General features: G+C 57.9%; 18 protein-coding genes. 10 read left to right on the top strand and 8 right to left on the bottom strand.

The features are described from left to right. The first annotated feature begins 48 nt into the window (after positions 1 to 48). The 8 genes from CQ018_RS04055 to CQ018_RS04020 all read left to right on the top strand — a co-directional run bounded on the left by CQ018_RS04055 (position 49) and on the right by CQ018_RS04020 (position 9324). Positions 49 to 1050 carry an ABC transporter substrate-binding protein gene (locus CQ018_RS04055; RefSeq protein ID WP_258142388.1) on the top strand — a complete coding sequence of 334 codons (1002 nt, stop codon included), beginning with the start codon at positions 49 to 51 and terminating at the stop codon, positions 1048 to 1050. Next, positions 1022 to 1858 carry an ABC transporter permease gene (locus CQ018_RS04050; RefSeq protein WP_105548630.1) on the top strand — a complete coding sequence of 279 codons (837 nt, stop codon included), beginning with the start codon at positions 1022 to 1024 and terminating at the stop codon, positions 1856 to 1858. Before CQ018_RS04055 ends, CQ018_RS04050 begins: the two co-directional genes overlap by 29 nt. Continuing rightward, a complete protein-coding gene (locus CQ018_RS04045; protein ID WP_258142387.1) occupies positions 1855 to 2631 on the top strand; it encodes an ABC transporter permease in 777 nt (258 codons plus the stop codon). Before CQ018_RS04050 ends, CQ018_RS04045 begins: the two co-directional genes overlap by 4 nt. Continuing rightward, on the top strand, positions 2628 to 3479 hold the full coding sequence (locus CQ018_RS04040; RefSeq protein WP_105548629.1) for an ABC transporter ATP-binding protein: 852 nt from the start codon (positions 2628 to 2630) through the stop codon (positions 3477 to 3479). The genes CQ018_RS04045 and CQ018_RS04040 overlap by 4 nt, the downstream gene beginning before the upstream one ends. Further along, positions 3476 to 5068, top strand: a complete 1593-nt coding sequence (locus CQ018_RS04035; RefSeq protein ID WP_105548628.1) for a sulfatase — start codon at positions 3476 to 3478, stop codon at positions 5066 to 5068. Before CQ018_RS04040 ends, CQ018_RS04035 begins: the two co-directional genes overlap by 4 nt. Before the next feature lie 5 nt (positions 5069 to 5073). Next, positions 5074 to 6093, top strand: a complete 1020-nt coding sequence (locus CQ018_RS04030; protein WP_258142386.1) for a formylglycine-generating enzyme family protein — start codon at positions 5074 to 5076, stop codon at positions 6091 to 6093. A 130-nt stretch (positions 6094 to 6223) separates the two neighbouring features. After that, positions 6224 to 7741, top strand: a complete 1518-nt coding sequence (locus CQ018_RS04025; RefSeq protein ID WP_105548626.1) for an APC family permease — start codon at positions 6224 to 6226, stop codon at positions 7739 to 7741. 167 nt (positions 7742 to 7908) lie between these two features. Then, positions 7909 to 9324, top strand: a complete 1416-nt coding sequence (locus CQ018_RS04020) for an aldehyde dehydrogenase family protein (RefSeq protein ID WP_105548720.1) — start codon at positions 7909 to 7911, stop codon at positions 9322 to 9324. Positions 9325 to 9487: 163 nt separating this feature from the next. On the opposite strand, the gene CQ018_RS04015 is transcribed toward CQ018_RS04020, so the two are convergent. Beyond that, a complete protein-coding gene (locus tag CQ018_RS04015) occupies positions 9488 to 9964 on the bottom strand; it encodes an Lrp/AsnC family transcriptional regulator (protein ID WP_258142385.1) in 477 nt (158 codons plus the stop codon). Between the two features lie 163 nt (positions 9965 to 10127). On the opposite strand from CQ018_RS04015, the gene CQ018_RS04010 reads away from it, so the two are divergent. After that, complete coding sequence (locus CQ018_RS04010) at positions 10128 to 11369, top strand: MFS transporter (protein ID WP_105548624.1); 1242 nt, start codon at positions 10128 to 10130, stop codon at positions 11367 to 11369. 162 nt (positions 11370 to 11531) lie between these two features. On the opposite strand, the gene CQ018_RS04005 is transcribed toward CQ018_RS04010, so the two are convergent. The 7 genes from CQ018_RS04005 to CQ018_RS03975 all read right to left on the bottom strand — a co-directional run bounded on the left by CQ018_RS04005 (position 11532) and on the right by CQ018_RS03975 (position 18908). After that, positions 11532 to 12572 (bottom strand): hemolysin family protein, encoded by a 1041-nt coding sequence (locus tag CQ018_RS04005; protein ID WP_105548623.1) that lies wholly within the window; start codon positions 12570 to 12572, stop codon positions 11532 to 11534. Continuing rightward, positions 12569 to 13888, bottom strand: coding sequence for a hemolysin family protein (locus CQ018_RS04000; RefSeq protein WP_105548622.1), 1320 nt, complete (start codon positions 13886 to 13888; stop codon positions 12569 to 12571). The genes CQ018_RS04005 and CQ018_RS04000 overlap by 4 nt, the downstream gene beginning before the upstream one ends. A 201-nt stretch (positions 13889 to 14089) precedes the next feature. Beyond that, on the bottom strand, positions 14090 to 14677 hold the full coding sequence (locus CQ018_RS03995) for a hypothetical protein (RefSeq protein WP_105548621.1): 588 nt from the start codon (positions 14675 to 14677) through the stop codon (positions 14090 to 14092). 144 nt (positions 14678 to 14821) lie between these two features. Next, positions 14822 to 15292 carry a hypothetical protein gene (locus CQ018_RS03990; protein ID WP_105548620.1) on the bottom strand — a complete coding sequence of 157 codons (471 nt, stop codon included), beginning with the start codon at positions 15290 to 15292 and terminating at the stop codon, positions 14822 to 14824. Positions 15293 to 15415: 123 nt separating this feature from the next. Then, the gene (locus tag CQ018_RS03985; RefSeq protein WP_105548619.1) at positions 15416 to 15853 is read right to left on the bottom strand and encodes a hypothetical protein; all 438 of its coding nucleotides are present in this window, start codon (positions 15851 to 15853) and stop codon (positions 15416 to 15418) included. Between the two features lie 137 nt (positions 15854 to 15990). Further along, the gene (locus CQ018_RS03980) at positions 15991 to 17370 is read right to left on the bottom strand and encodes an aspartate aminotransferase family protein (RefSeq protein WP_105548618.1); all 1380 of its coding nucleotides are present in this window, start codon (positions 17368 to 17370) and stop codon (positions 15991 to 15993) included. 44 nt (positions 17371 to 17414) lie between these two features. Then, positions 17415 to 18908: a CoA-acylating methylmalonate-semialdehyde dehydrogenase gene (locus CQ018_RS03975; RefSeq protein ID WP_105548617.1), complete on the bottom strand. Its 1494-nt coding sequence runs from the start codon at positions 18906 to 18908 to the stop codon at positions 17415 to 17417. A gap of 138 nt (positions 18909 to 19046) precedes the next feature. On the opposite strand from CQ018_RS03975, the gene CQ018_RS03970 reads away from it, so the two are divergent. Next, positions 19047 to 20696, top strand: coding sequence for a PucR family transcriptional regulator ligand-binding domain-containing protein (locus CQ018_RS03970; RefSeq protein WP_258142383.1), 1650 nt, complete (start codon positions 19047 to 19049; stop codon positions 20694 to 20696). Positions 20697 to 20845 lie beyond the last annotated feature (149 nt).

Raw genomic sequence — 20845 nt, 5'->3', positions numbered from 1 at the left:
CCCGCGGCACCGTCGTCGTGTTCCCCCCCCGCCCTTGCAGGAGCAAATATGAAAACTCTTATACGATCACTGACCGCCTTGGCAGTTGGAACCCTCGCGCTTTCACTGGCTGCCTGTGGCAGCGCAAACACACCGCAGGCCTCCTCGGTCGATGGCCTGAGCACGTTGAAAGTCGGAACCATCGGCATCACCTCCGATGCGGCCATCGAACTTGCCAAGAGCAAGGGCTTTTTCAAGGACGAAGGGCTCAACGTAGAAACCTCGGTGGTAGCCAACCCACCGGCGGGCGTCGCAGCAGCACAGAGCGGCCAGCTGGATTTGACCTATGCCCCCTCGATTCCGATGCTCAACGCCCTAGCCCAAAGGGTTAGCTTAAAAGCAGTTGCAGCGGCCGACGGTTATAGCGACGACGCCATGGGCGCCAGCGATCTAACCCTGATCGATGACACGGCATTGATCGTGGGCAAGGATTCGCCGATTACCTCGGTACGCGAGTTGGAAGGTAAGACTATTTCCCTCCCGGCCCGCAAGGCTCAGCTTGAGGTAACGATTGCCAGCGCGGTGAAGAAGGCCGGCGGAGACCCAGGCAAAGTCAACTGGATCGTGCTGGATTTCAACTCGGCAGTCCAATCCCTAGCCCAGGGACGCATTGACGCCGCGGGTCTGGTGGCTCCATTCACCAGCAAGGCCGTCGAAGCAGGAGGCAAGGTCGTTTCCTCGCCGGGCATCGAATTCTTTGAAAAGGGTGCCGTGGGTCTGTGGCTTGCCGGAGACAAAACCGCCAATGACAAGCCCGAACAACTACAGGCATTTGCGCGTGCGATCCATAAAGCTAACGCCTACGCCAATGAGCACACCGATGATGCACAAGAACTCGCCGCCAAAATCACCGACACCCCCTTGGACATCGTAAAGAACTCGACCATGACGTACTGGCCAACCGAAATTCGCCTCGAAGATCTCAAGCGCGTTGATAGCTCGCTCGCGGAGCTTGGCTACCTAGACAAAGAGGTGAACATCGATGACAGCCTCATCTTCGGTAATAAATAACCGCATCCCCGCCGGGGTACTGGTACTACCCAAGAGTGTCTCGCGTAGGGTCCAAGCAGCTTGGGGCATCGTTGGTGCACTGATCATGCTGGGCATCTGGCAGGTAGTTGCCATGGCTCAGGTCTTTGGCACGGCGGTACCAACTGTCGTTGCAACATTCGCCGAACTACTCTCCTTGCTAGGTACCTCGGCATTCTGGTCCGAGGTGGGAATCACGGTGCTGATCTCACTGGCCGGATTGACCTTTAGCGCAGTGCTGGGCATCTTGTTGGGAATCCTGATCGGAACCTCACCCGTGATCCGCGCCCTCAGCCTAGCCATCTTCGAGTTCCTCAAGCCGATTCCGCCAATCGTCATCCTTCCCCTGGCCGTGATGGTGCTGGGCCCAACCTGGCCCATGGCATTTGTTCTTGTCGCCTTCGGTTGCTCGCTGGCCATCGTCATGCAAACCGCCTCCGGGGTACAAGATACCGACCCGGTAGCCCTTTCCACCGCGCGTTCCTACGGAATGAAAGCGCTGGAGATCAAAACCCGTATCGTGCTACCCAGCGCCAGCCCCTACATTGGCACCGCGATGCGCGTTGCCGCCCCCACAGCACTTGTCATTACCGTGGTGGCAGGGCTCCTGGGTGGGGCACCGGGACTTGGCAAATCGATCTACCAAGCGCAGGCGGCAGGTAACACCGACACGCTCTTTGCGCTGGTCACGGTGCTGGGTCTGCTCGGACTGGTATTCCATGCGGTAAGCACCTGGACAGAGGCCAAGGCCCTGCATTGGCATCCATCCCATCGGGAGGTTTCACTGTGAAAAGCAAACTAGTTTTGATCATCCTTGGCGTGGCCAGTCCGCTGGTTGCCTTGGGATTGTGGTGGAGTGTTTCGGAGACCTCGACCAACAGTTTCTTCCCACCCCTGAGCCAGATTATGACCCGGTTTTCAGATCTGTGGCTCTTTGAGCATTTCCAGTCGGATGTGCTGGTGAGTATGGGCAACCTCTTTGCCGGATTCCTGATTGGTGGGTTGCTAGGCATCGTCATTGGTTTTGTGTTGGCGATGGTGCCGCTCTTGCGGTGGATGTGTGAACCGACCATTCACTTCTTCCGCGGGATCCCTCCGGTGGCGCTGATCCCGATTGTTATTACGTTGATTGGGTTTGGTTCCGAGATGCGCATTGCCAATATTGCCCTTGCCGCTTTCTTCCCCACGCTGATCGCCGCCATGGACGGGATCCGTGGCATCGACGGATCCCTGAAGGATGTCTGTTCGGTCTACCGGCTGACCCCCACCGAACGCATCACCCGGGTCTACTTGCCGGCCGCCGGACCACAGATCTTCTCCGGTCTGCAGGTCAGCTTGCAGGTGAGCTTCGTGGTCATGATTGCCTCCGAAATGCTTGGCTCGTCGCAAGGCATTGGCGCGATGACGCTGCTGGCCCAGCAATCATTCATGTCGGCAGATATGTGGGCAGGGATTCTCCTCCTTGGCGTGATTGGGTTCCTAGTCAATATTGGCTTTGAAGCAATCAAGAGCCGCGTCTTGAGCTGGCACCTTGGTTCGAAGCGATTGGAGCGTGCGGCATGAGTTCACTGCTTACCGATTCAACAACTATTTCAACGACTCGTCCAGGTTCGGAGGAACCCTTGAGCACTACCACCACCATCCCGCGCCTTGAAGTACAGGGTTTGGCCAAGAGCTACGGCTCGGGAGCCGCAGCGGCCCACATCATTGGTGACCTGACCTTCTCTATCAGTGCCGGAGAAGTCGTGTGCATCGTCGGTCCTTCCGGCGTTGGCAAGACCACGTTGCTCAAATGTCTGGCAGGGCTGCACCCGAGCACCGGTGGAAACATCAAGATTGATGGCAAGGAGATCTCCGGTCCACCGGCGGAAATGGCCTTGGTATTCCAGGACTACTCGCGTTCGCTCATGCCCTGGCTCAATGTACGCAAAAACCTTGAACTTCCCCTGCGGCACCTCAAGCTTCGGGCAGCGGAACTTGAAGAACGGTGCAGTACGGCATTAAACGCCGTGGGTCTGGCCGGTGCCGAGCACAAGTACCCGTGGCAGCTTTCCGGTGGCATGCAACAGCGCGTCGCCATTGCGCGCGCGCTGGCCTACCGCCCCGAAATCCTGATCATGGATGAGCCGTTTGCCTCGGTTGACGCGCAAACCCGATTCGAACTCGAAGACCTCTGCCTGAAGATTCGTGAGGATTTTGGCATGACCATCTTATTGGTCACCCACGACATCGATGAGGCAGTTTATCTTTCGGACCGTATCGTGGCCATTGGGTCCAAACCGGCACGCGTGCTGGAAGTCATTGATGTAGATCTGCCCGGCCCGCGCGAACAGATTGAAACCAGGGCGTTAGCGGAATTTGCTCAGCTGCGTACCCGCACACTGTCGCTGATCAGGCAGGAGCAGGCATGAAACCCAAGCAACCAAATATTGTTTTTATCATTGCCGACCAGCTACGCGCCGATCACCTAGGATTCTACGGAAATACCGAGGTACGCACCCCTCATTTGGATAAGCTTGCCCAAAGCGCCCAGGTCTTTGACCGCGCATTTGTGGCAAACCCAACGTGTATGCCAAACCGGGCAAGCCTGCTGACCGGCCGCTGGCCATCGGTTCACGGCACCCGGTGCAATGGCATCCCGCTGGATCCGGAAAGCTCAACGTTTGTGCGGTCACTGGCTCTTGCCGGGTACAACACCGCTGCGGTGGGCAAACTTCACCACCAAAATATGGGCTGGGACTTTGAGGAAGAACAAAGTGAACAAATTCAGTCGACAGATCCGGGATTACTAGATCCGAGCGTTGAACGTGCCTACGGTCGTGTCCGTGAAGCGGGCTGGGATCAGTGGGAAAACCGTGAGCGCCACGAACGCGGGCACGTGCAGATACCCGATGATTATTATGGGTATCAGGAGGTGGATCTGGTCATTGGGCATGGCGATGCACCGGGCGGTCATTGGGTGCACTGGGCCAGAGCACAAGGTGTTGAGCCGCGTGAACTCGGCGGACCACTGGCCAGCGAGCAACCCCCAACCGGGTGGGATCAGATCTACACCTCCTCGATTCCTGCACACGCACACCCAAGCACCTATGTGGGAGAACGTGCCTCCGAACGCATTATCGAGGCAGTGCAGGCCGAAGATCCGTTCTTCCTCTTTGTCTCCTTCCCGGATCCACACCACCCCTTCGCACCGCCCAAGGAATACGCGCAACGCTATAACCCCGAGGAGCTAACGATCCCGGTGGGATTCACCCAAGACCACAGCGCATCACCGGAACATATCCGCACCATGATCCACTCGCGCGGCACTCCAAACGACGATGCAACGATGGCCTTTGCCGTCTCGGAGGACCAATACCGGCGTGCCGCTGCCGCACAATTCGGGCTGATCGAGCTCATGGATGAGCAAATCGGTAAGATCCTTGACACATTGAAGCAGACGGGTTTGGAAGAAGACACGATAGTTGTTTTCACCGCCGATCATGGGGACATGATGGGCGCCCACGGGCTGATGCTCAAGCACTTTGTGCACTATGAATCGGTGACTCGGGTCCCGCTGGCTATCCATATCCCGGGTAAGAATCCCCACCGGCATGCGAAGGCACTAGTATCTACCGCAGATTTAGCCCCAACGATGCTTGGACTGGCGAAGGTACGTCCCTTCCATGGGATTCAGGGCAAGAGCCTGCAACCACTTCTTGCCGGGGAACGCGATACCGTCCGGGACGCAGTGCTGATTGAAGAAGATCAGCCGTTCTCGGTTCAGGGGTTACCCGCCCCGGTACGGATGCGCAGCGTGATCACCGCACAGGGACGATTGACCCAATACTTTGGGTCTGGGATTGTTGAGCTCTATGACCACAGAAACGATCCGGAAGAATTACACAACCTTGCAGCGGCTCCGGACGCGGCGGGACTCCAACGAGAACTTGAACAAGCGCTCCTTGGAGAACTGGCCCAGCTGTGTGATTCTGCCCCGTCACCAAGCGCAGCAGCCTAGCCAGCATGGAAACTAACCGCCAGCCGGGATCAGCCGGAACCGCAAACGGATGCTGTCAGCCGCAGCGTCCATCAGGTGTCCAAACAGCCAACAATCTAGATTCGATGCCCGAACAGCCCGGCAACGTTCCGGGCACCGTTTTCTTGACTGAAGTCAATCATGGGATTGAGCAAGCGCTGGTGCCCGGCGGTAGTTTCATGATGGGCGATAGTTTTGCCCAGGGGTATATTGCCGATGGCGAGATGCCGGTACACCGGGTACAGATCACCGCATTTGAGATGGATGCTGTAACAACCACCAACGAACAATTTGCTGAGTTTGTTGCCCAGACAGGCTATGTTACCGAGGCCGAACGCTTTGGTTCTTCGGCAGTATTCCATCTGGAATTAGGCGACGAGGAATCATGGCCCGGCGGCAGTTGGCGTTTGGGCGAAACTCCCTGGTGGGTCGTTGTCCCCGATGCCTCGTGGCGTCATCCCTTGGGCAATGTATCCAGCGCACCAATCGAACACCCGGTGGTGCACGTGAGCTGGAATGATGCACTTGCCTATTGTGCATGGGCGGGCCGAGCGCTGCCCACCGAGGCACAGTGGGAATACGCTGCCCGGGGTGGTCTGGAAGGAGCTCGCTATCCGTGGGGAGATGAACGTGAACCGGGAGGAAAGCACATGTGCAATATTTTCCAGGGTGTCTTCCCACGAGAAAATACTGCTGCGGATGGTTACGCCTCTACCGCCCCGGTGCGTTCCTATGAACCCAACGGGTATGGACTGTGGCAAATGGCAGGGAATGTGTGGGAATGGTGTGCGGATTGGTTCCTGCCGCGCTACTACAAACGCAGCGCTCTGGAGGATCCCGCGGGGCCACCCTTTGGTGAGGGACGGGTGATCCGTGGTGGATCGTTCCTGTGTCACGATTCTTACTGCAACCGTTATCGGGTTGCTGCACGGAGCAAGAACTCCCCGGATTCCTCGAGTAGCCACTGCGGGTTTCGTACCGTTGCAATCGATACGGAACGAGGCTGAGTCGAAGATGTGAGCCGGGCAATAACTCTGCACGATTTGCCAAGCACCAAACACGCAAAGCCAAGCCACACACGGCCCCACTAGCGCACGCTGGAAGAACACACATTCCAACGAGTAGGGAAACACCATCATGGCTGCACCCCCGCAATCCACGGCCGCTCAGGGATCGAGCCTGGGTAAACGCCGGCTAGGCGTACCCGCATTGGTCTTTATGATTATTGCGGCCTCGGCACCGCTGACCGTCGTCGGCGGCGGCGTGACAAGTAATTTCGCGGTAACCGGGGTGCTAGGAATCCCGTTATCGTTCATCGTGCTGGGCATCATCTTGCTGGTCTTCGCCGTGGGGTACACCGCCATGAGCCAGCACGTGCAAAACGCCGGGGCTTTCTATGCGTATGTTTCCCGTGGGCTGGGCAAAGCCGCAGGTGTTGGTGCAGCTTGGGTCGCACTGATTAGCTACAACGCCATGCAGATTGGCATCTATGGGATGTTCGGTTTTGCCCTAGCTGATTTCTTGGCAACCGACTTTGGTCTCAGCATCCCCTGGTGGGTGTGCGCGCTCTGTGGTTGGGCCATCGTGGGAATTCTTGGCGTGAATAAGGTCGACTTTTCGGCCAAGGTGTTGGGCATCGTCGTTGCCCTAGAGTTCCTTGTTGTGATTGTCTACGATGTGCTGGCATTGCGTGAAGCACCCGAAGGCATTTCTGCCCAGTCATTGGAACCAGCCAGCTTGTTCACCGCTGGTGTTGGTGCTGCCCTCGCCTTCAGCATTGCAGCGTTCATGGGCTTTGAATCCGGTGCCATCTACGGTGAAGAGGTCAAGGACCCACAGACCACGGCTCGCCGTGCAACACTCATCGCGATTTCTATTATTGGTGCTTTTTATGCGTTCTCTGCATGGTCGATGACCATAGGTGAAGGAGCTAGTGCCGTGGTTGAAAACTCTGCCGATGGACCGGGGATGGTCTTTGGTTTCCTCGCGACGCATACTCCCAGCTGGTTTGTCACCATGGGGAACCTGCTCTTTGTCACTAGCCTGCTGGCGGCCCTGATTGCCTTCCATAATGTTGTTTCACGGTATTTCTTCTCCTTGGGACGCGAAGGCGTCTTGCCGGAAGCATTGGCCAAAACCAATCCACGAACCCATGCCCCAATGATGGGTTCATTGACCCAGAGTGCACTGGCACTGGTAGTCCTGCTGGTCTTCGCGATTGCCGGTGCCGGAGCAGATGTCATGTTCCCAGTCTTTACCCTCTTTACCTGGCTGACCAACACCGGTGCCTTTGGGCTGGTGATGCTGATGGCATTGACCTCCTTTGCCGTCATTGGCTACTTCCGCCGCGAATCTCATGGGTTATCGACATGGACCACAACCATTGCACCGCTACTTTCCGGAGTATCCTTGGTGGTGCTCTTTGGCGCTATCGTGATGAACTTCGATGTGCTGATTGGACTTGAAGAAGCAAGCGCGCTGGCCTGGATTTTGCCGGCCGTTGTGCTGGTTCCGGGACTTGCGGGGGTGGCCTGGGCGGTTCGGCTCAAGACGCTGAAGCCCGCGGTGTATGCGCAGGTGGGCCGCGGCGGGGAGCCGCCCGAAGCTCAACCAGAGCCCCACCTCGATGAGGAACCCGAACGCATGAAGCGTTAAGCAGCAACGCCGCAGCTCTCAGCTGCGCAACCAACGAACGTGCGTTGCACCCCGCCGTCCCTCTAGCGAGTCTCTTGAGCAACCCGATAGCCTCGCGTGTGGGGGGCGCTTCTGAAATGTAAGAACAGAAAAGGAAAGTATCTGCCATGAGCACCGAAACGAACACCGTGGAAACCTACGCCACTGCCGAGGAACTTCTTGCAACGATCCAACCGGAAACCGGTGGCCGCGAGATGCTGGACCCGGCAACCGGGGAAATTGTGGGCCGCGCGCCGGAACATACAGTTGCCGACCTTGAAGCGGCAATCGGTGTTGCCCACGCGGCTCAGCCCGCCTGGGATGCACTGGGGCACGATGCACGCCGTGAATTGATGAACAAGGCCGCAGATGCCATCGCCGCAAACTCGGAGGCACTTGCCCATCTGCTTTCAAGCGAACAAGGCAAACCGCTCAACGGTCCCAACGCTCGTTTTGAGGTGGGCGGGGCCGAAGGCTGGTTGCGTGCCGCGGCAGCTTTTGACCTTGAAGCAGAGGTCATTGTTGATGATGGCACCACCTATGCGGAAATGCACTACCGCCCGTTCGGCGTGGTGGGTGCGATTGGCCCATGGAACTGGCCAATGATGATTTCCGTGTGGCAGTTGGCTCCGGCACTGCGCATGGGCAACACCGTGGTCATGAAGCCCAGCGAGTACACACCGCTGAGCGTGCTGGCTCTTGTACATATCATCAACCAGGTGCTGCCCGAAGGCGTACTGCACGTTGTGGCCGGCGGACGCGAAGTCGGAGCGCTACTGAGCACCCACCAGGATATCGACAAGGTCATGTTTACCGGGTCCACCGCTACCGGCAAGGCGATCATTCGTTCCTCGGCCGATACCGTGAAGCGCCTGACCCTTGAACTGGGCGGCAATGATGCTGGAATCGTGTTGCCCGATGCCGACCCGCAGGCGATTGCCGAGGGATTGTTCTGGGGCGCATTCATCAATACCGGGCAGACCTGCGCCGCGCTTAAGCGTCTCTACGTGCATGCCGACATCTACGAGGACGTCTGCACTGCCTTGACCGAGGTTGCCAAGAACATGCCCATGGGCGTGGGACTTGATGAGGCCAACGTCTTGGGTCCGCTACAGAACAAGGCACAGTACGACATCGTTGACGCACTGGTCAAGCAGGCAACAGGCTCGGGTGCCCGTGTGCTTATTGGTGCAAACCCGGTCGCCGAACAGCCTGGCTACTTCTACCCCACGACGTTGATTGCCGATATTGCCAGCGACAACCCGTTGGTGGTTGAGGAACAATTTGGTCCGGCGCTGCCGATCATCAAGGTTGACTCGATTGAGCAGGCCTTGGAGCTTGCCAATGCCGCGGATGTTGGTTTGGGAGCTTCGGTGTGGTCTGCCGACCGAGCTGCGGCGCGCAAGGTGGCAGCCCGCATGCAGGCAGGTACCGTGTGGATCAACAGCCACGGCGGTGTTGACCCACGCATTCCGTTTGGTGGGGCCAAGCAGTCGGGCTACGGAGTTGAATTTGGTGTTGATGGACTCAAGGCGTTGGGCCAGCCACAGGTCATCAACGGCTAACACAAATCCAAAAAATTGAGAGGACCGGGTTCTGGGAAATTCCCCCGAACCCGGTCCTCTTAGTTGTTTGCAAGGAAGCTGGACGGAAACTGACACGGGTGGCATCGGGCACAGAGCCGAAAGCTGTTCACGCTTGCCAGCTCGTGAGAAACGCTGAACACGATTATTGGGCAGGTTTAAGCAGGGCCCGCAGCAGCGGCTGAATCCGATAGGGGACGTGTTCCTTGAGAGCCAGCGATGTTTCGCTGCGAACCACCCCGCGGATTCGCAGAATGGATCTCAGGGTGCGGTGCAGATCTTTGGTGTCTTGAGCCACGACACGGCACCACACGTCCCCGCGTCCAGAGATCTCATGGACTTCAAGTACTCGATCCAGGGATCGCAACGCGGTGAGTACCGGATCGAGTTCCCGGTGTGCCACCTCCAGCGTGAGAAAACCCAAAACATCGAATCCGAGAGTGCTCAAATCCACGTCACGTCCACCGGAGCGAATCACATTCCGGCTCTCCAAACGGCGCATGCGTGAAGAAACGGTATTGCGTGCCACCCCCAAGGAATCGGCAATGTCGCCAATCTGGGTGCGCGGGTCCTCAAGCAAATGAAGAAGGATCCCGACCTCGATCTCGTCCAGTTCGTTCACGCTGCATCCCTTCAAGCTGATTCGGGAACAAAGTTTGATCATGGTGATCAGTAGTTACCCATTAGTTGAATTATAGGCATCAAGTTCTGCCAGAATTTCTGTGACAGTGCGTTGGGTGATCCTCAACGTGTGGTGCGCGAGCCAGAAATCCAGGAGAAGCGCAATGACGGTATTTAGTGAACTTGCCATGCGTCCACAGGCAGATATTTCCGCGGTCCGGGGTTGGAATGCAAGCATTCCTAGCCGACTGGTCCTGACAATCAGTGCCACGGCATTGTTGTTGGTGGGAGCGAACCTGGCAACACCTTTATATTCGTTATTGCAACAACGACTGGGGCTGGGTCCCTTTGCAGTGACCCTCACCTTTTCTTCCTACGTGATGGCCCTGATCTTGGGACTTGTGCTCTTTGGCCACTGGTCGGATCATCTGGGCAGGCGTGCTGCCTTGGTGCTTGCGGTTCTCGCGGGACTGGGCGGTGGCATCATCTTTGCAACAGCCGACGGACTGGGCGCGCTGATGGTTGGCCGTTCCCTGCAGGGCGTTGGGGTAGCCCTGGCCATTGGTGCAAGTGGTGCTGCTTTGCGTGAATTGTTACCCCGGCATCCGCGCTGGGCAAGTCGATTCACGTTGCTCGCTTCAACCGGCGGTGTTGCACTCGGCCCCATCATTGGTGGTTTCCTTGCCGCATACGGTGAGCCAACACGTACACCCTTCATCGTGCATGCAATGCTCATGGTTTTGCTGCTTATTCCGCTGTGTCTGGTTCGTGCGCGACCCGCCATAGCACCGACACCCGGTGAATTTGCAGTATTGAAACCGCAAAAACCGCGGCTGAGCCAAGCGGTCCGCTCACAATTTTGGGTAGCCTCGCTGGTTGGATTCCTCAGTTTTGCGCTCTTTGGCTTTTGCCTCTCGCTCGGCCCTGGCTACTTTGCCCAGTCAACCGGTGTGCACTCGGCCTTGGGCACCGGGACGCTGGCCACCCTGGTGCTGTTGGGATCTGCCGGAATTCAATTGCTGGCCCCGGCCCGTGCCGCAGCACTACCCGCAGCACTGATGCTGATGGCCGTATTTTCGGTACTCGTTGCTGTCGCTGCCAATTCCGGGATCTTGTGGATACTGGCTTTGGCCATGGTGGGTGCGGGATGCGCACAAGGGATTGCGTTCCAATCCGCCTTCCACCGGCTTTCGGCGAGTTTGCCCGCGCGGGAAAGCGCACGGGTGTTTAGCTCCGTCTACGTAGTGACCTATCTTGGTAGCGCCGTTCCTGTCGTGGGCCTTGGCGCTTTGACAGGGATTTTGGGCATCTCGGTTGCGGCATCATTGTTTATTTCCGTGGTGGCAGTCGGGTGCATGGTGCTAGCCGTGGTGGCTTGGAAAGTTTCTAAAACATCCCGTGCCTAGTTCAGCATGCTGCCGATTTTTTCTGCACACCTGCTCCTGCTTAAGCGGGGCAAGACCTCACTTCTGAAGCGCCTTCGGCTTCAAACGGCAAGCGGGGTCGGGCCGAGGAATTTCCCCGAGCTGACCCCGCTGTGGCAGTTTTAACTGACGTGTGCTGGATTCTTAGACGCTTGTAGCGTCCTGGACCTCGCCGACTAGTTCCTCAATGATGTCCTCTAGGAAGAGCACACCGGTGGTTTCTCCGTTCTGGTTGTGGACCTTGGCAACATGAGAGCCGGTGCGGCGCATGACCGCAAGGGCATCCTCGAGCTCACTAGAGCCCATGGTGGAGGCCAGCGCACGGATGCGTTTGGCTGGCACCGATTGGGTGAAGAGGCCTGAGCCCGTCAGATCCATGACATCCTTCAGGTGCAGGTACCCGGCAAGCTGCCCGTCCCCGGTAGTGAGGATATAGCGCGAGTATCCGTGCGTTGCAACTGCCTTCTGAATGTCGGCAGGTGTAGCATCGTGCGGCAGCAACACCATGTCCTTGAGGGGAACCTCAACATCGGCAACCTTCTTGGCCGTGAATTCGAAGGCGTTACTCAGCGTCCCGCTGGCATCGGTGAGCACACCGTCGCGGGTTGACTGTTCAACGATGCTTGCCACCTCGTCGAGCGTGTAGGCGCTTGTTGCCTCATTCTTGGGCTTGACCTTGAATAGCCGCAGCACTCCATTGGCAATGCCATTCAGCGACCAGATCACTGGCTTGACGATGCGGGCGACCAGCACCAGGGGTGGCGCCAAGATGAGGGCGGCGCGGGTGGGCACCGAGAACGAGATGTTCTTGGGAACCATTTCGCCGATCACCACGTGCAAGAACGTCACCAGCAGCAGCGAGATCACGAAGGAAATGATGCCGATGGCTTCGGCAGAAAGCGCCGTGAGTCCCAAGGGGATGGTCAGCAGGTGGTGAATCGCCGGTTCGGAAACGTTCAGGATCACTAAGGAACATACAGTGATGCCCAGCTGGCTGGTGGCTAGCATGAGCGTTGCATGTTCCATGGCCCAGAGCGTGGTCTTAGCTGCCTTGGAACCGGCCTCTGCCTTGGGCTCAATTTGTGAACGGCGGGCCGAGATCACCGCGAATTCGGCACCCACGAAGAACGCATTGATTGCCAAGAGCACCACCAGCCAGATGATGCCGGGTAGGGACTCGCTCATCGGGTGCTCTCCTGTGCGTTGGTGATCTGGGCGGGGGTGAATTTGAGGCGTTCAACGTGCGTACCAAGTACGCGTTCTACGCGTAGGGTTCCGTACTCCAGGGAAACCTCGTCACCGAGTTCCGGAATACGGTCCAGTTGATCGCTAATGAATCCGGCGAGGGTTTCATAGTCTTCGCCGTGCGGAACCTCAATGCCCGTGCGATCCAGGAGTTCATCGGGGCGCAGCGCGGCATCGAAGGTCATTGACCTGCCAGTCTTGATGACACCCAGTGAAATCTTGTCGTGTTCGTCCTCGAGTTCACCGACGATTTCCTCGACGAGGTCCTCCAGGGTCACGATGCCTGCGGTGCCGCCGTGTTCGTCGAACACTATGGCGATTTGCAGGCCCTGTTGGCGCAATAAGCCCAGCAGCGAGTCAACGCTTTTGGACTCCGGGATGCGCAGGGGAGCAACCATCAGCTCGCGTGCCAGAACGCTGGAGCGTTCCTCCGGGGTGATCGCGAAGGCCTGCTTCAGGTGCACCACTCCCAGCACGTCGTCGCGATCCCTGCCAATGACCGGGAAGCGGGAGAAACCGGAGGTGGTTGCGAGTTCGATGATCTCCTGTGCGGTTGCCGTACCGTCGATGGCGATCATGCGCACTCGAGGTGTCATGACGTCTTCTGCCGTGTGCTCGGAGAAACGCAGCGTGCGGCTCAGCAATGTTGCGTGGTCTTCATCCAAGACTCCCTCGAGTGCGGATCTGCGCACCAACGAGGAAAGCTCCTCCGCACTACGAGCGCCGGAGAGTTCTTCCTTGGGTTCAATACCGAAGGAACGGATGATGTTGTTCGCCGTGTTGTTGAACAGCAGGATCACCGGTTTGAAGACTGCGGTAAATAAGGCTTGGAAGGGAACCACAACTTTTGCTGTGGCTAGAGGGAGTGCCAGAGCGAAGTTCTTGGGTACAAGTTCACCGATGATCATTGAGAAGATCGTGGCCAGCAAGATGCCAATCACGGCGCCAACACCCGGCACCAACGATTCGGCAAGACCGAGGTCTATCAGCGGTTCGCGTAGCAGCGAGCTGATTGCCGGTTCGAAGGTGTAGCCGGTGAGCAGCGTGGTGAGGGTGATCCCCAATTGGGCACTTGAAAGATGCGTTGAAGTGATCTTTAAAGCCTTGATGGTGGGGCCCAGACGTTTTTCTCCGCGTGCCTGGCGTGCTTCAAGTTCGTGGCGGTCAAGATTGACCAGGGCAAATTCGGAAGCTACGAAGAGGCCGGTACCTACGGTGAGCAGCAGACCGATGCCGATCATGATCCACTCATACATTGGGGCGCCCCTCTCCTACTGGAACCGAGATATCGGTGAGTCGGGGGAGGGGCTTGGGCATATGCGTTGGGGGGTCGTCCATAGTCAAAATAGTCTACTGGGGCAAAACATGTGATGAGAAGGATATTACTTGTCCGAATGCTGCGTATTTGCCGTGAAGATTATGAGAATTAGGTTAACAACCCCGCCGGGCGGCAGGGCTTAGGTATCTTTGGAACGCTCGGCAAGGATGCCATCGGCAATGGTCTTGGACTCCGGGGTGTAGGCGTTCAGTATGCCGTCTTGTTGGGATATCCACCATTTGCCGCAAAGATGCGTGGTCTTGGTTTCCTGTCCCGTGGGCCACCAATCGGCCGAGAGTAATGGCGTCTCGTATTGGTTCTTCATGTATTCGGTCAGGTCCTTGTCCACTGCAATACCCTCGATCTTTAGCCCGGCGGCGATTTCTTCGGACGTTGGTTTTCCGGGTCCTTCGATGGTCTTGCATGCGGAGGGAATGGCACCGGCATAATCCATGCGGATCATGCGTTCATTTCCGGTGCTGCGGATAACTTCCTTGATATTGGTTGCCTCATCCGGGACCCAGCGGGGAAGCACCTGTTGTTGTTTCCCGGCAGCCCCGGAATCGAACTCATGGGTTGCTGTTTTATCGTACTTTGGACCAAGATCGATGGCACCACAACCGGTGAGTGCGAGCACGGCAAGTGCTGTTACCGAGGCAAGGAAAATGCCCTTGGCCTGGGTGGGACGAACTGAAGCGGCTGTTGCTGGGGTTGCTGTTTCTTTCATGTTTCAAGCTTATGAAGCGGGTGATCGGTGCTGCATCGGAGTACGGTCCCAGCTTGGGCGTGGGGCTCTCCGCCCACGGGCGCAGCGATGTGAGCTGGCGTGCAGTCCCACGGTAGCGGATCCGAAACCTTCGCCAAGATTGTTCTAGCGCAGTGCGATGTCTAGATCCTTTGCACTTCCAGAATCGGCATCGGCGAGATTCCCTTCAATCAATGGCTCATAGATATCACTGAGGTAAACGGAGAGGTTTTGATGTTCTACCCCGGCATCGGTGAGCAAAGTGACCTGTGCCCAGCTTCCGTTCCAGCCGGTGACCTTGACATCCTTAACCGCATACCGGGTTTCAATGTTTGTCACCAAATTGCTCTTGGAATTCTGCCACCCGACAAGCGCAATCCCCGAAGCCCCGAGAGCCAGGGCAATGCAAGCGATGCTGATGCCCGTTTGAATGCGTAGGTCTCGGCGGCGGGCGTAGGTTTGTAAACCATTGGCATCGGAACGGAACTTCTTCCATCTGAAGAATGCGCTAACTCCCATGGGGAAGGCAAAAATTACCATGATGCCGGCCACCGCCACGTAGAGCAGCGGGGTGAAGAAATCTACTGGCAAGTACATACCAATAGATTAGCCAAGGCGCAGCAATGCTACATCGACCTTTAGAAGTATTCTCGAGGCTTCGTCAAGGCTCTTGAAGAGGGATGACCGGTACCAGCGCGGTCAACGCAAGGTACGGCTCGGCTAGCCGACCGGGGCGCTGGTGGGACGGAAGCGCACCTGCCACATGGTATTTGGATCGGAACTTTTGGCAGTTGAAGAAATTGAAGCGCTAGGTAAATCCATGACGGTGGTGCTAAGGCCTGATTCACCGCAGGGGATAGATTCCTCAACCAGCGTGGAATTATCAGTGGAGATGATAAACGTTGTTTCCGCGGTGCCCTTGCAGGCGAAATCTACCGCGTACCAGCCGCCGGCAACTTCATGATTGGTGATGGTGGAACCCAGCATTCCGCCACCTCCAGCAAAATCGGCACGCCCATACTCATCGTCAAAAACCGTCTCAAGCCACTGCTGATACCCGTCGGGCTCGGCTTGTGGTTCCGGGGCACTGCAGCTTGTGAAAGTTGTTGATGCCAAGCAGAGTGCAAGTGCTGCGAGGTACCGTGAGGATTTCTTCATGACTCAAGCTAATCAGCTCAGCACGGTTTTGAACGTCAAGGACACCAGACTTAAAACGGACAGGGGGGTCCAGGTGTGAAAGAAAAAGTTTCTCTCACACCCGGGCCCCCCAAATGTTTTACCGTTGCGGTGCTCGCTTAGGCCTCGACGAAGCCGTCGGCAACCGTGAGTGCCTCATCAAGGATGGCAAGACCCGCACGCAGGTCCTCATCGGTGATGTTCAGCGGTGGAACCACGTGAATGCGGTTGAAGTTCACGAACGGCAGCACGCCGCCGGACTTCAACGCCGCGGTCACAGCGGCCATGGCCGGCGAAGATCCACCGTAGGGTGCCATGGGTTCGCGTGTTTCGCGGTTGGTGACAAGCTCGACGGCCCAGAAACAGCCCTCGCCACGCACATCGCCGACCGAGGGGTGCTTGGCCTTGAGCTCCTCAAGCGCCGGGCCGATGATATCGGTGCCCAGACGTGCTGCGTTTTCCACCATGCCCTCGTCCTTCATGGCATTGATGGTTGCTACAACCGCCGCAGAGGCCAGCGGGTGACCCGAGTAGGTCAGGCCGCCCGGGTAGACGCGTTCGCGGAAGGTCTCAAAGATTTCCTCCGAGATGGCCACGCCGCCCAGTGGAACGTACCCGGAGTTCACGCCCTTGGCGAAGGTGATCAGGTCCGGGGTGACATTCCAGTGGTTGATCGCGAACCACTTGCCGGCCCGGCCGAATCCGGCCATGACCTCATCGGCGATGAAGACGATTCCGTACTTGGTGGTTAGCTCACGCACACCCTCCAGGTAACCGGCAGGAGGTACGTAAATACCACAGCTGCCCGGAATCGATTCGAGGATCAGCGCAGCAATATTGCTTGGCCCCTCGAGCACGATGGTGTCTTCCAGGTGGCGCAGTGCGCGCTGGGTCTCTTCTGCCTCCGTGGTGGAGTTGAAGTAAGAGCGGTACGGGTAGGCCGGGAAGAAGTGCACCACGCCATCGGTGGCGTTATCCGAGGCCACACGGCGCGGGTCACCGGTGACGTTGACGGCCAGGTGGGTGCCGCCGTGGTAGCTGCGGTAGGCCGAAAGGACCTTGTGCTTGCCGGTGTGCACGCGGGCCATACGGATCGCGTGTTCGTTGGCATCTGCTCCACCATTGGTGAAGAAGATCTTGTTCAGGTTCCCTGGGGTCAGCTCCGCGATGAGGCGGGCGGCCTCCGAGCGGGCATCGTTGACATACTGCGGGGCAATGGTACAAATATTTGCTGCCTGTGCCTGAATCGCCGCAACGACCTTGGGATGCTGGTGACCAATGTTGGTGTTGACCAGTTGTGAGGAAAGGTCGAGCAGCTTATTGCCCTCGCCATCCCAAATGTAGGAACCCTCGGCCTTGATGATGGTCATCGGGTCGAATGGGCCCTGTGCCTGCCACGAGTGGAAAACGAATTCGCGGTCCAGATCGTGGGCAACCTTGCCGGCAGCAATCTGCTCGGCGGTGATCTCGGTGCTAACGGAGGTGCTCAAGTGAGTCATCCCTTTCTGAATTCTTAACGTTTTTCGAATGCTGCGCTTGGGCCTTAAGCGTTCTGCGGGAAGCCGAGGTTCAGGCCGCCGTGGCTCGGATCGAGCCAGCGTGAGGTGACTACCTTGCCACGGGTGAAGAAGTTGATGCCCTCGGAGCCGTAGGCGTGAGTGTCGCCGAAGAGCGAGTTCTTCCAACCACCGAAGGAGTAGTAAGCCATGGGTACCGGAATCGGCACGTTGATGCCAACCATACCGACCTGAATCTCGTTTTCGAAGCGGCGGGCCGCTCCACCGTCGTTGGTAAAGATCGCGGTGCCGTTGCCGTACGGGTTGGCATTGATGGTCTCGATGCCTTCTTCGAAGGAATCAACGCGCACCACGGAGAGTACCGGGCCGAAGATTTCATCGGTGTAGATGGACATATCGGTGGTGACATTGTCGAACAGGGTGGGGTTCAGGAAGAAGCCCTCGCCATCGGCATCCGGGTTGGTGATGCGGCCATCAAGCACCATGGTGGCACCTGCCGCTTCGCCGGCGTCGATGTAGCCGGCAACCTTGTCGCGGTGTGCGGCTGTGACAAGTGGGCCCATGTCGCAGCCGCGGGTTCCATCTCCCACGCGCAGGGTCTTGGTGCGCTCGGCGATCTTTGCCACGAGCTCATCGGCGATCGAGTCGATGGCTACAAGCGCGGAGATGGCCATGCAACGTTCGCCCGCGGCACCGAAGCCGGCGTTGACCGCTGCGTCTGCTGCCAAATCAAGGTCTGCATCCGGCAGGACCAGCATGTGGTTCTTGGCGCCGCCCAATGCCTGAACGCGCTTGCCGTGTGCGGTACCGGTTGCGTAAACGTACTGGGCGATCGGGGTGGAGCCCACGAAGGAAACCGAGGAAACGCGCTCATCGGTCAGCAGGACATCAACCGATTCCTTATCGCCGTGGACAACGTTGAAGACGCCGTCCGGAAGCCCGGCTTCCTTCCAGAGTTCTGCCATCCACTGTGCCGCGGTTGGATCCTTTTCCGAGGGCTTGAGTACTACGGTGTTGCCCGATGCGATGGCGATCGGGAAGAACCACATGGGGACCATGGCCGGGAAGTTGAAGGGGGAAATGATGGCCGAGACGCCCAGTGGCTGGCGGATCGAGTGGACATCGATCTTGGTCGAGGCATTTTCCGTGTAGCCGCCCTTGACCAGGTGCGGGATGCCGCAGGCGAATTCGACGACTTCCTGGCCGCGGGAGATTTCGCCCAGTGCATCGTCGAGGACCTTGCCGTGCTCGGCGGTGATGATTGCGGCGAGCTCGCCCTTGCGCTTGTTGAGCAGTTCGCGGTAGTTGAACAGGATCGATGCACGGCGGGTCAGCGAGGTGTCGCGCCATGCCGGGAATGCTGCGTGGGCTGCTGCAATAACCTCTGCGGTGGTTTCGGCACTGGCCAGGGCTACACGGGAGCTGATTTCTCCCGTGGCTGGGTTCATGACATCTGCGTAGCGGGAGTCGGCCGGGGCTTCGAGAGTGGCGCCGTTGGACCAGTGAGCGAGAGTCTGCACGAGGTGTGTCCTTTCAAGACAGTGGGGGTGGTGAAACTGTGGTTTCACGCTGGTACTGATTCAATTCTGTATCCCGCGTCACGCATGCGGCAGTGACAAGGTGTCAACTCTTTTGGCAAAGGCAATACACTGTGTCTTGTGAGTGTTGATTTGATCCTTGAAAGCCCGACTGTTCCGGGAGTATTGAGTGTTGCGCGCATTCTTGAGTTACCCGTGGTGCAGGCGGGGAGGCCAGAAGTTCTCAGTGGTCATGAATCGCTGGGGAATTCGGTGCGATGGGTCCACGTGACCGAGACAGCGGATCTTGCCGAGCTCCTGACCGGTGGCGAATTGGTGCTCAGCACCGGACTGGCCTTTGGTGAGGCGGGAACCGGAGCCGCGGCCTTCCTGGAGCAGGTGCACGATGCCGGAGCCGTGGGCATCATCGTTGAATTGGTGCCCGGGGTGAGCAGGAATATTGAGCGCAGCATTGCGGCCTTGCGCGTTGCTGCACAACACGTAGATTTTCCGGTGGTTCTTCTCCATCGGCGCGTGCGCTTTGTGGAAATTACCGAAGTGGTGCATCGGATGCTGGTCTCGGACCAGCTCGCGGCACTTGAACGCTCGCGTACCATCCATGAGGTCTTCACCGCGTTGAGCCTTGAAAATGCCACGGAAGAAGAAATTGTTGCACGAGCCGCGGAGCTCATTGGGGCACCAATCCTCCTTGAGGACGTTGCCCATCTGGTTCTAGCCTTTGCCGCCGCAGGTTCCGAAGAATCAGAGCTTTTAGGGCATTGGGCCAAGCGCTCCCGCAGGGTTGGATATCTTGAAACTACCGGGCGGGGCATGGGGGAGGAGAGCTGGCTACAAACTCCAGTGGGGGTGCGGGCCCAACGCTGGGGACGATTGGTGGCCCCGGTAAAAGTGCTCAATGACGATGACGCTGCAATGGTGCTAGAACGTGCCGGGCAAACACTGACAATTGCCAGGTTGGCCGGACGAGATCAGAAGGAACTCTTGCATCAGGCTCGGGCAGGTTTGCTCCACGAATTGCGTCAGGCGCATTCGCTAAGTGCCGATGAGGTGTTGGTACGTGCCATGGCCTTAGGACTGAATGATGTTGCCCATTATGTTCCAGTGGTCTTGCGCCTTGATACGCGCAGTGGGCAGACGCCCACCGGGTTACAGTTGCGGGAACGCGAATTACTTGATGCGTTGCTGAGCGTGTTGGATTCCGCGCGCGCCACGGCGCTCAGCGCCAGCCTGCAGTCCGGCCAGATTGGCATGGTGCTAGGAATTGACGCCCGGCAGCTTGAGGAACCGTTGTTGGAGAGAATATTTAGGCAATTAGCCAGGGAACAGATCAATGTTGACTGGTCCGTGGGTGTTGGGCACGGAAAACCCAGCGTCAAGGAGGCCGCACGTGGGCTTGACGAGGCGGTGCAAGTTGCCGAGATCGTAGCAACATTCGACACGCGGGCAAGGCCTTTTTACAGGTTTGCCGATGTCCGCCTGCATGGGTTACTTGCCGTATTGCAAGACGATATTCGAGTGAAATCGTTTGCCGAGGCCGAGCTCTCCGGGATCCTTGACCCGCTTGATGAAAGTTCCCTTGAATTACTCGAGCTCTACCTAAAGCATGGTGGCAATAAGTCCGCGCTGGCGCGGACCGGTTTTTTGAGCCGCCCAGCCCTCTACGCCCGTTTGGAGAAGCTCGAAGACAAGTTGGGTGTGAGTCTTGAGGATGCCGAATCTCGAACCTCATTGCATGTGGCATTACTTTGGCTCGGGCTGGGTAAGAAATAGTCAGGGGGGTTTCGCCGCTGGATACATTCCTAAGAAATGACTAAGGCCGTTCGGGCCACCCACATGGTGTGGGGCCCCGAACGGCCTTAGTGCTGAATCTAGCTGACCCAAAAACCCGCTAGCCTTCCTTGTTTCGGGAGGCTGAAGTG

The sequence above is a fragment of the Arthrobacter sp. MYb227 genome (assembly GCF_002975435.1).
Classification (GTDB): Bacteria; Actinomycetota; Actinomycetes; order Actinomycetales; family Micrococcaceae; genus Paeniglutamicibacter.
The sequence above is the reverse complement of the archived record's forward strand: the minus strand, read 5'-3'. Positions and strand labels throughout refer to the sequence as shown.

Coding starts and splice junctions, on each gene's coding strand:
- CQ018_RS04010 (WP_105548624.1), top strand. CDS start 10,128: ATGACGGTATTTAGTGAACTTGCCATGCGTCCACAGGCAGATATTTCC.
- CQ018_RS04000 (WP_105548622.1), bottom strand. CDS start 13,888: ATGTATGAGTGGATCATGATCGGCATCGGTCTGCTGCTCACCGTAGGT.
- CQ018_RS04055 (WP_258142388.1), top strand. CDS start 49: ATGAAAACTCTTATACGATCACTGACCGCCTTGGCAGTTGGAACCCTC.
- CQ018_RS03995 (WP_105548621.1), bottom strand. CDS start 14,677: ATGAAAGAAACAGCAACCCCAGCAACAGCCGCTTCAGTTCGTCCCACC.
- CQ018_RS03990 (WP_105548620.1), bottom strand. CDS start 15,292: ATGTACTTGCCAGTAGATTTCTTCACCCCGCTGCTCTACGTGGCGGTG.
- CQ018_RS04035 (WP_105548628.1), top strand. CDS start 3,476: ATGAAACCCAAGCAACCAAATATTGTTTTTATCATTGCCGACCAGCTA.
- CQ018_RS03980 (WP_105548618.1), bottom strand. CDS start 17,370: ATGACTCACTTGAGCACCTCCGTTAGCACCGAGATCACCGCCGAGCAG.
- CQ018_RS04005 (WP_105548623.1), bottom strand. CDS start 12,572: ATGAGCGAGTCCCTACCCGGCATCATCTGGCTGGTGGTGCTCTTGGCA.
- CQ018_RS03985 (WP_105548619.1), bottom strand. CDS start 15,853: ATGAAGAAATCCTCACGGTACCTCGCAGCACTTGCACTCTGCTTGGCA.
- CQ018_RS04050 (WP_105548630.1), top strand. CDS start 1,022: ATGACAGCCTCATCTTCGGTAATAAATAACCGCATCCCCGCCGGGGTA.
- CQ018_RS04040 (WP_105548629.1), top strand. CDS start 2,628: ATGAGTTCACTGCTTACCGATTCAACAACTATTTCAACGACTCGTCCA.
- CQ018_RS04025 (WP_105548626.1), top strand. CDS start 6,224: ATGGCTGCACCCCCGCAATCCACGGCCGCTCAGGGATCGAGCCTGGGT.
- CQ018_RS04030 (WP_258142386.1), top strand. CDS start 5,074: ATGGAAACTAACCGCCAGCCGGGATCAGCCGGAACCGCAAACGGATGC.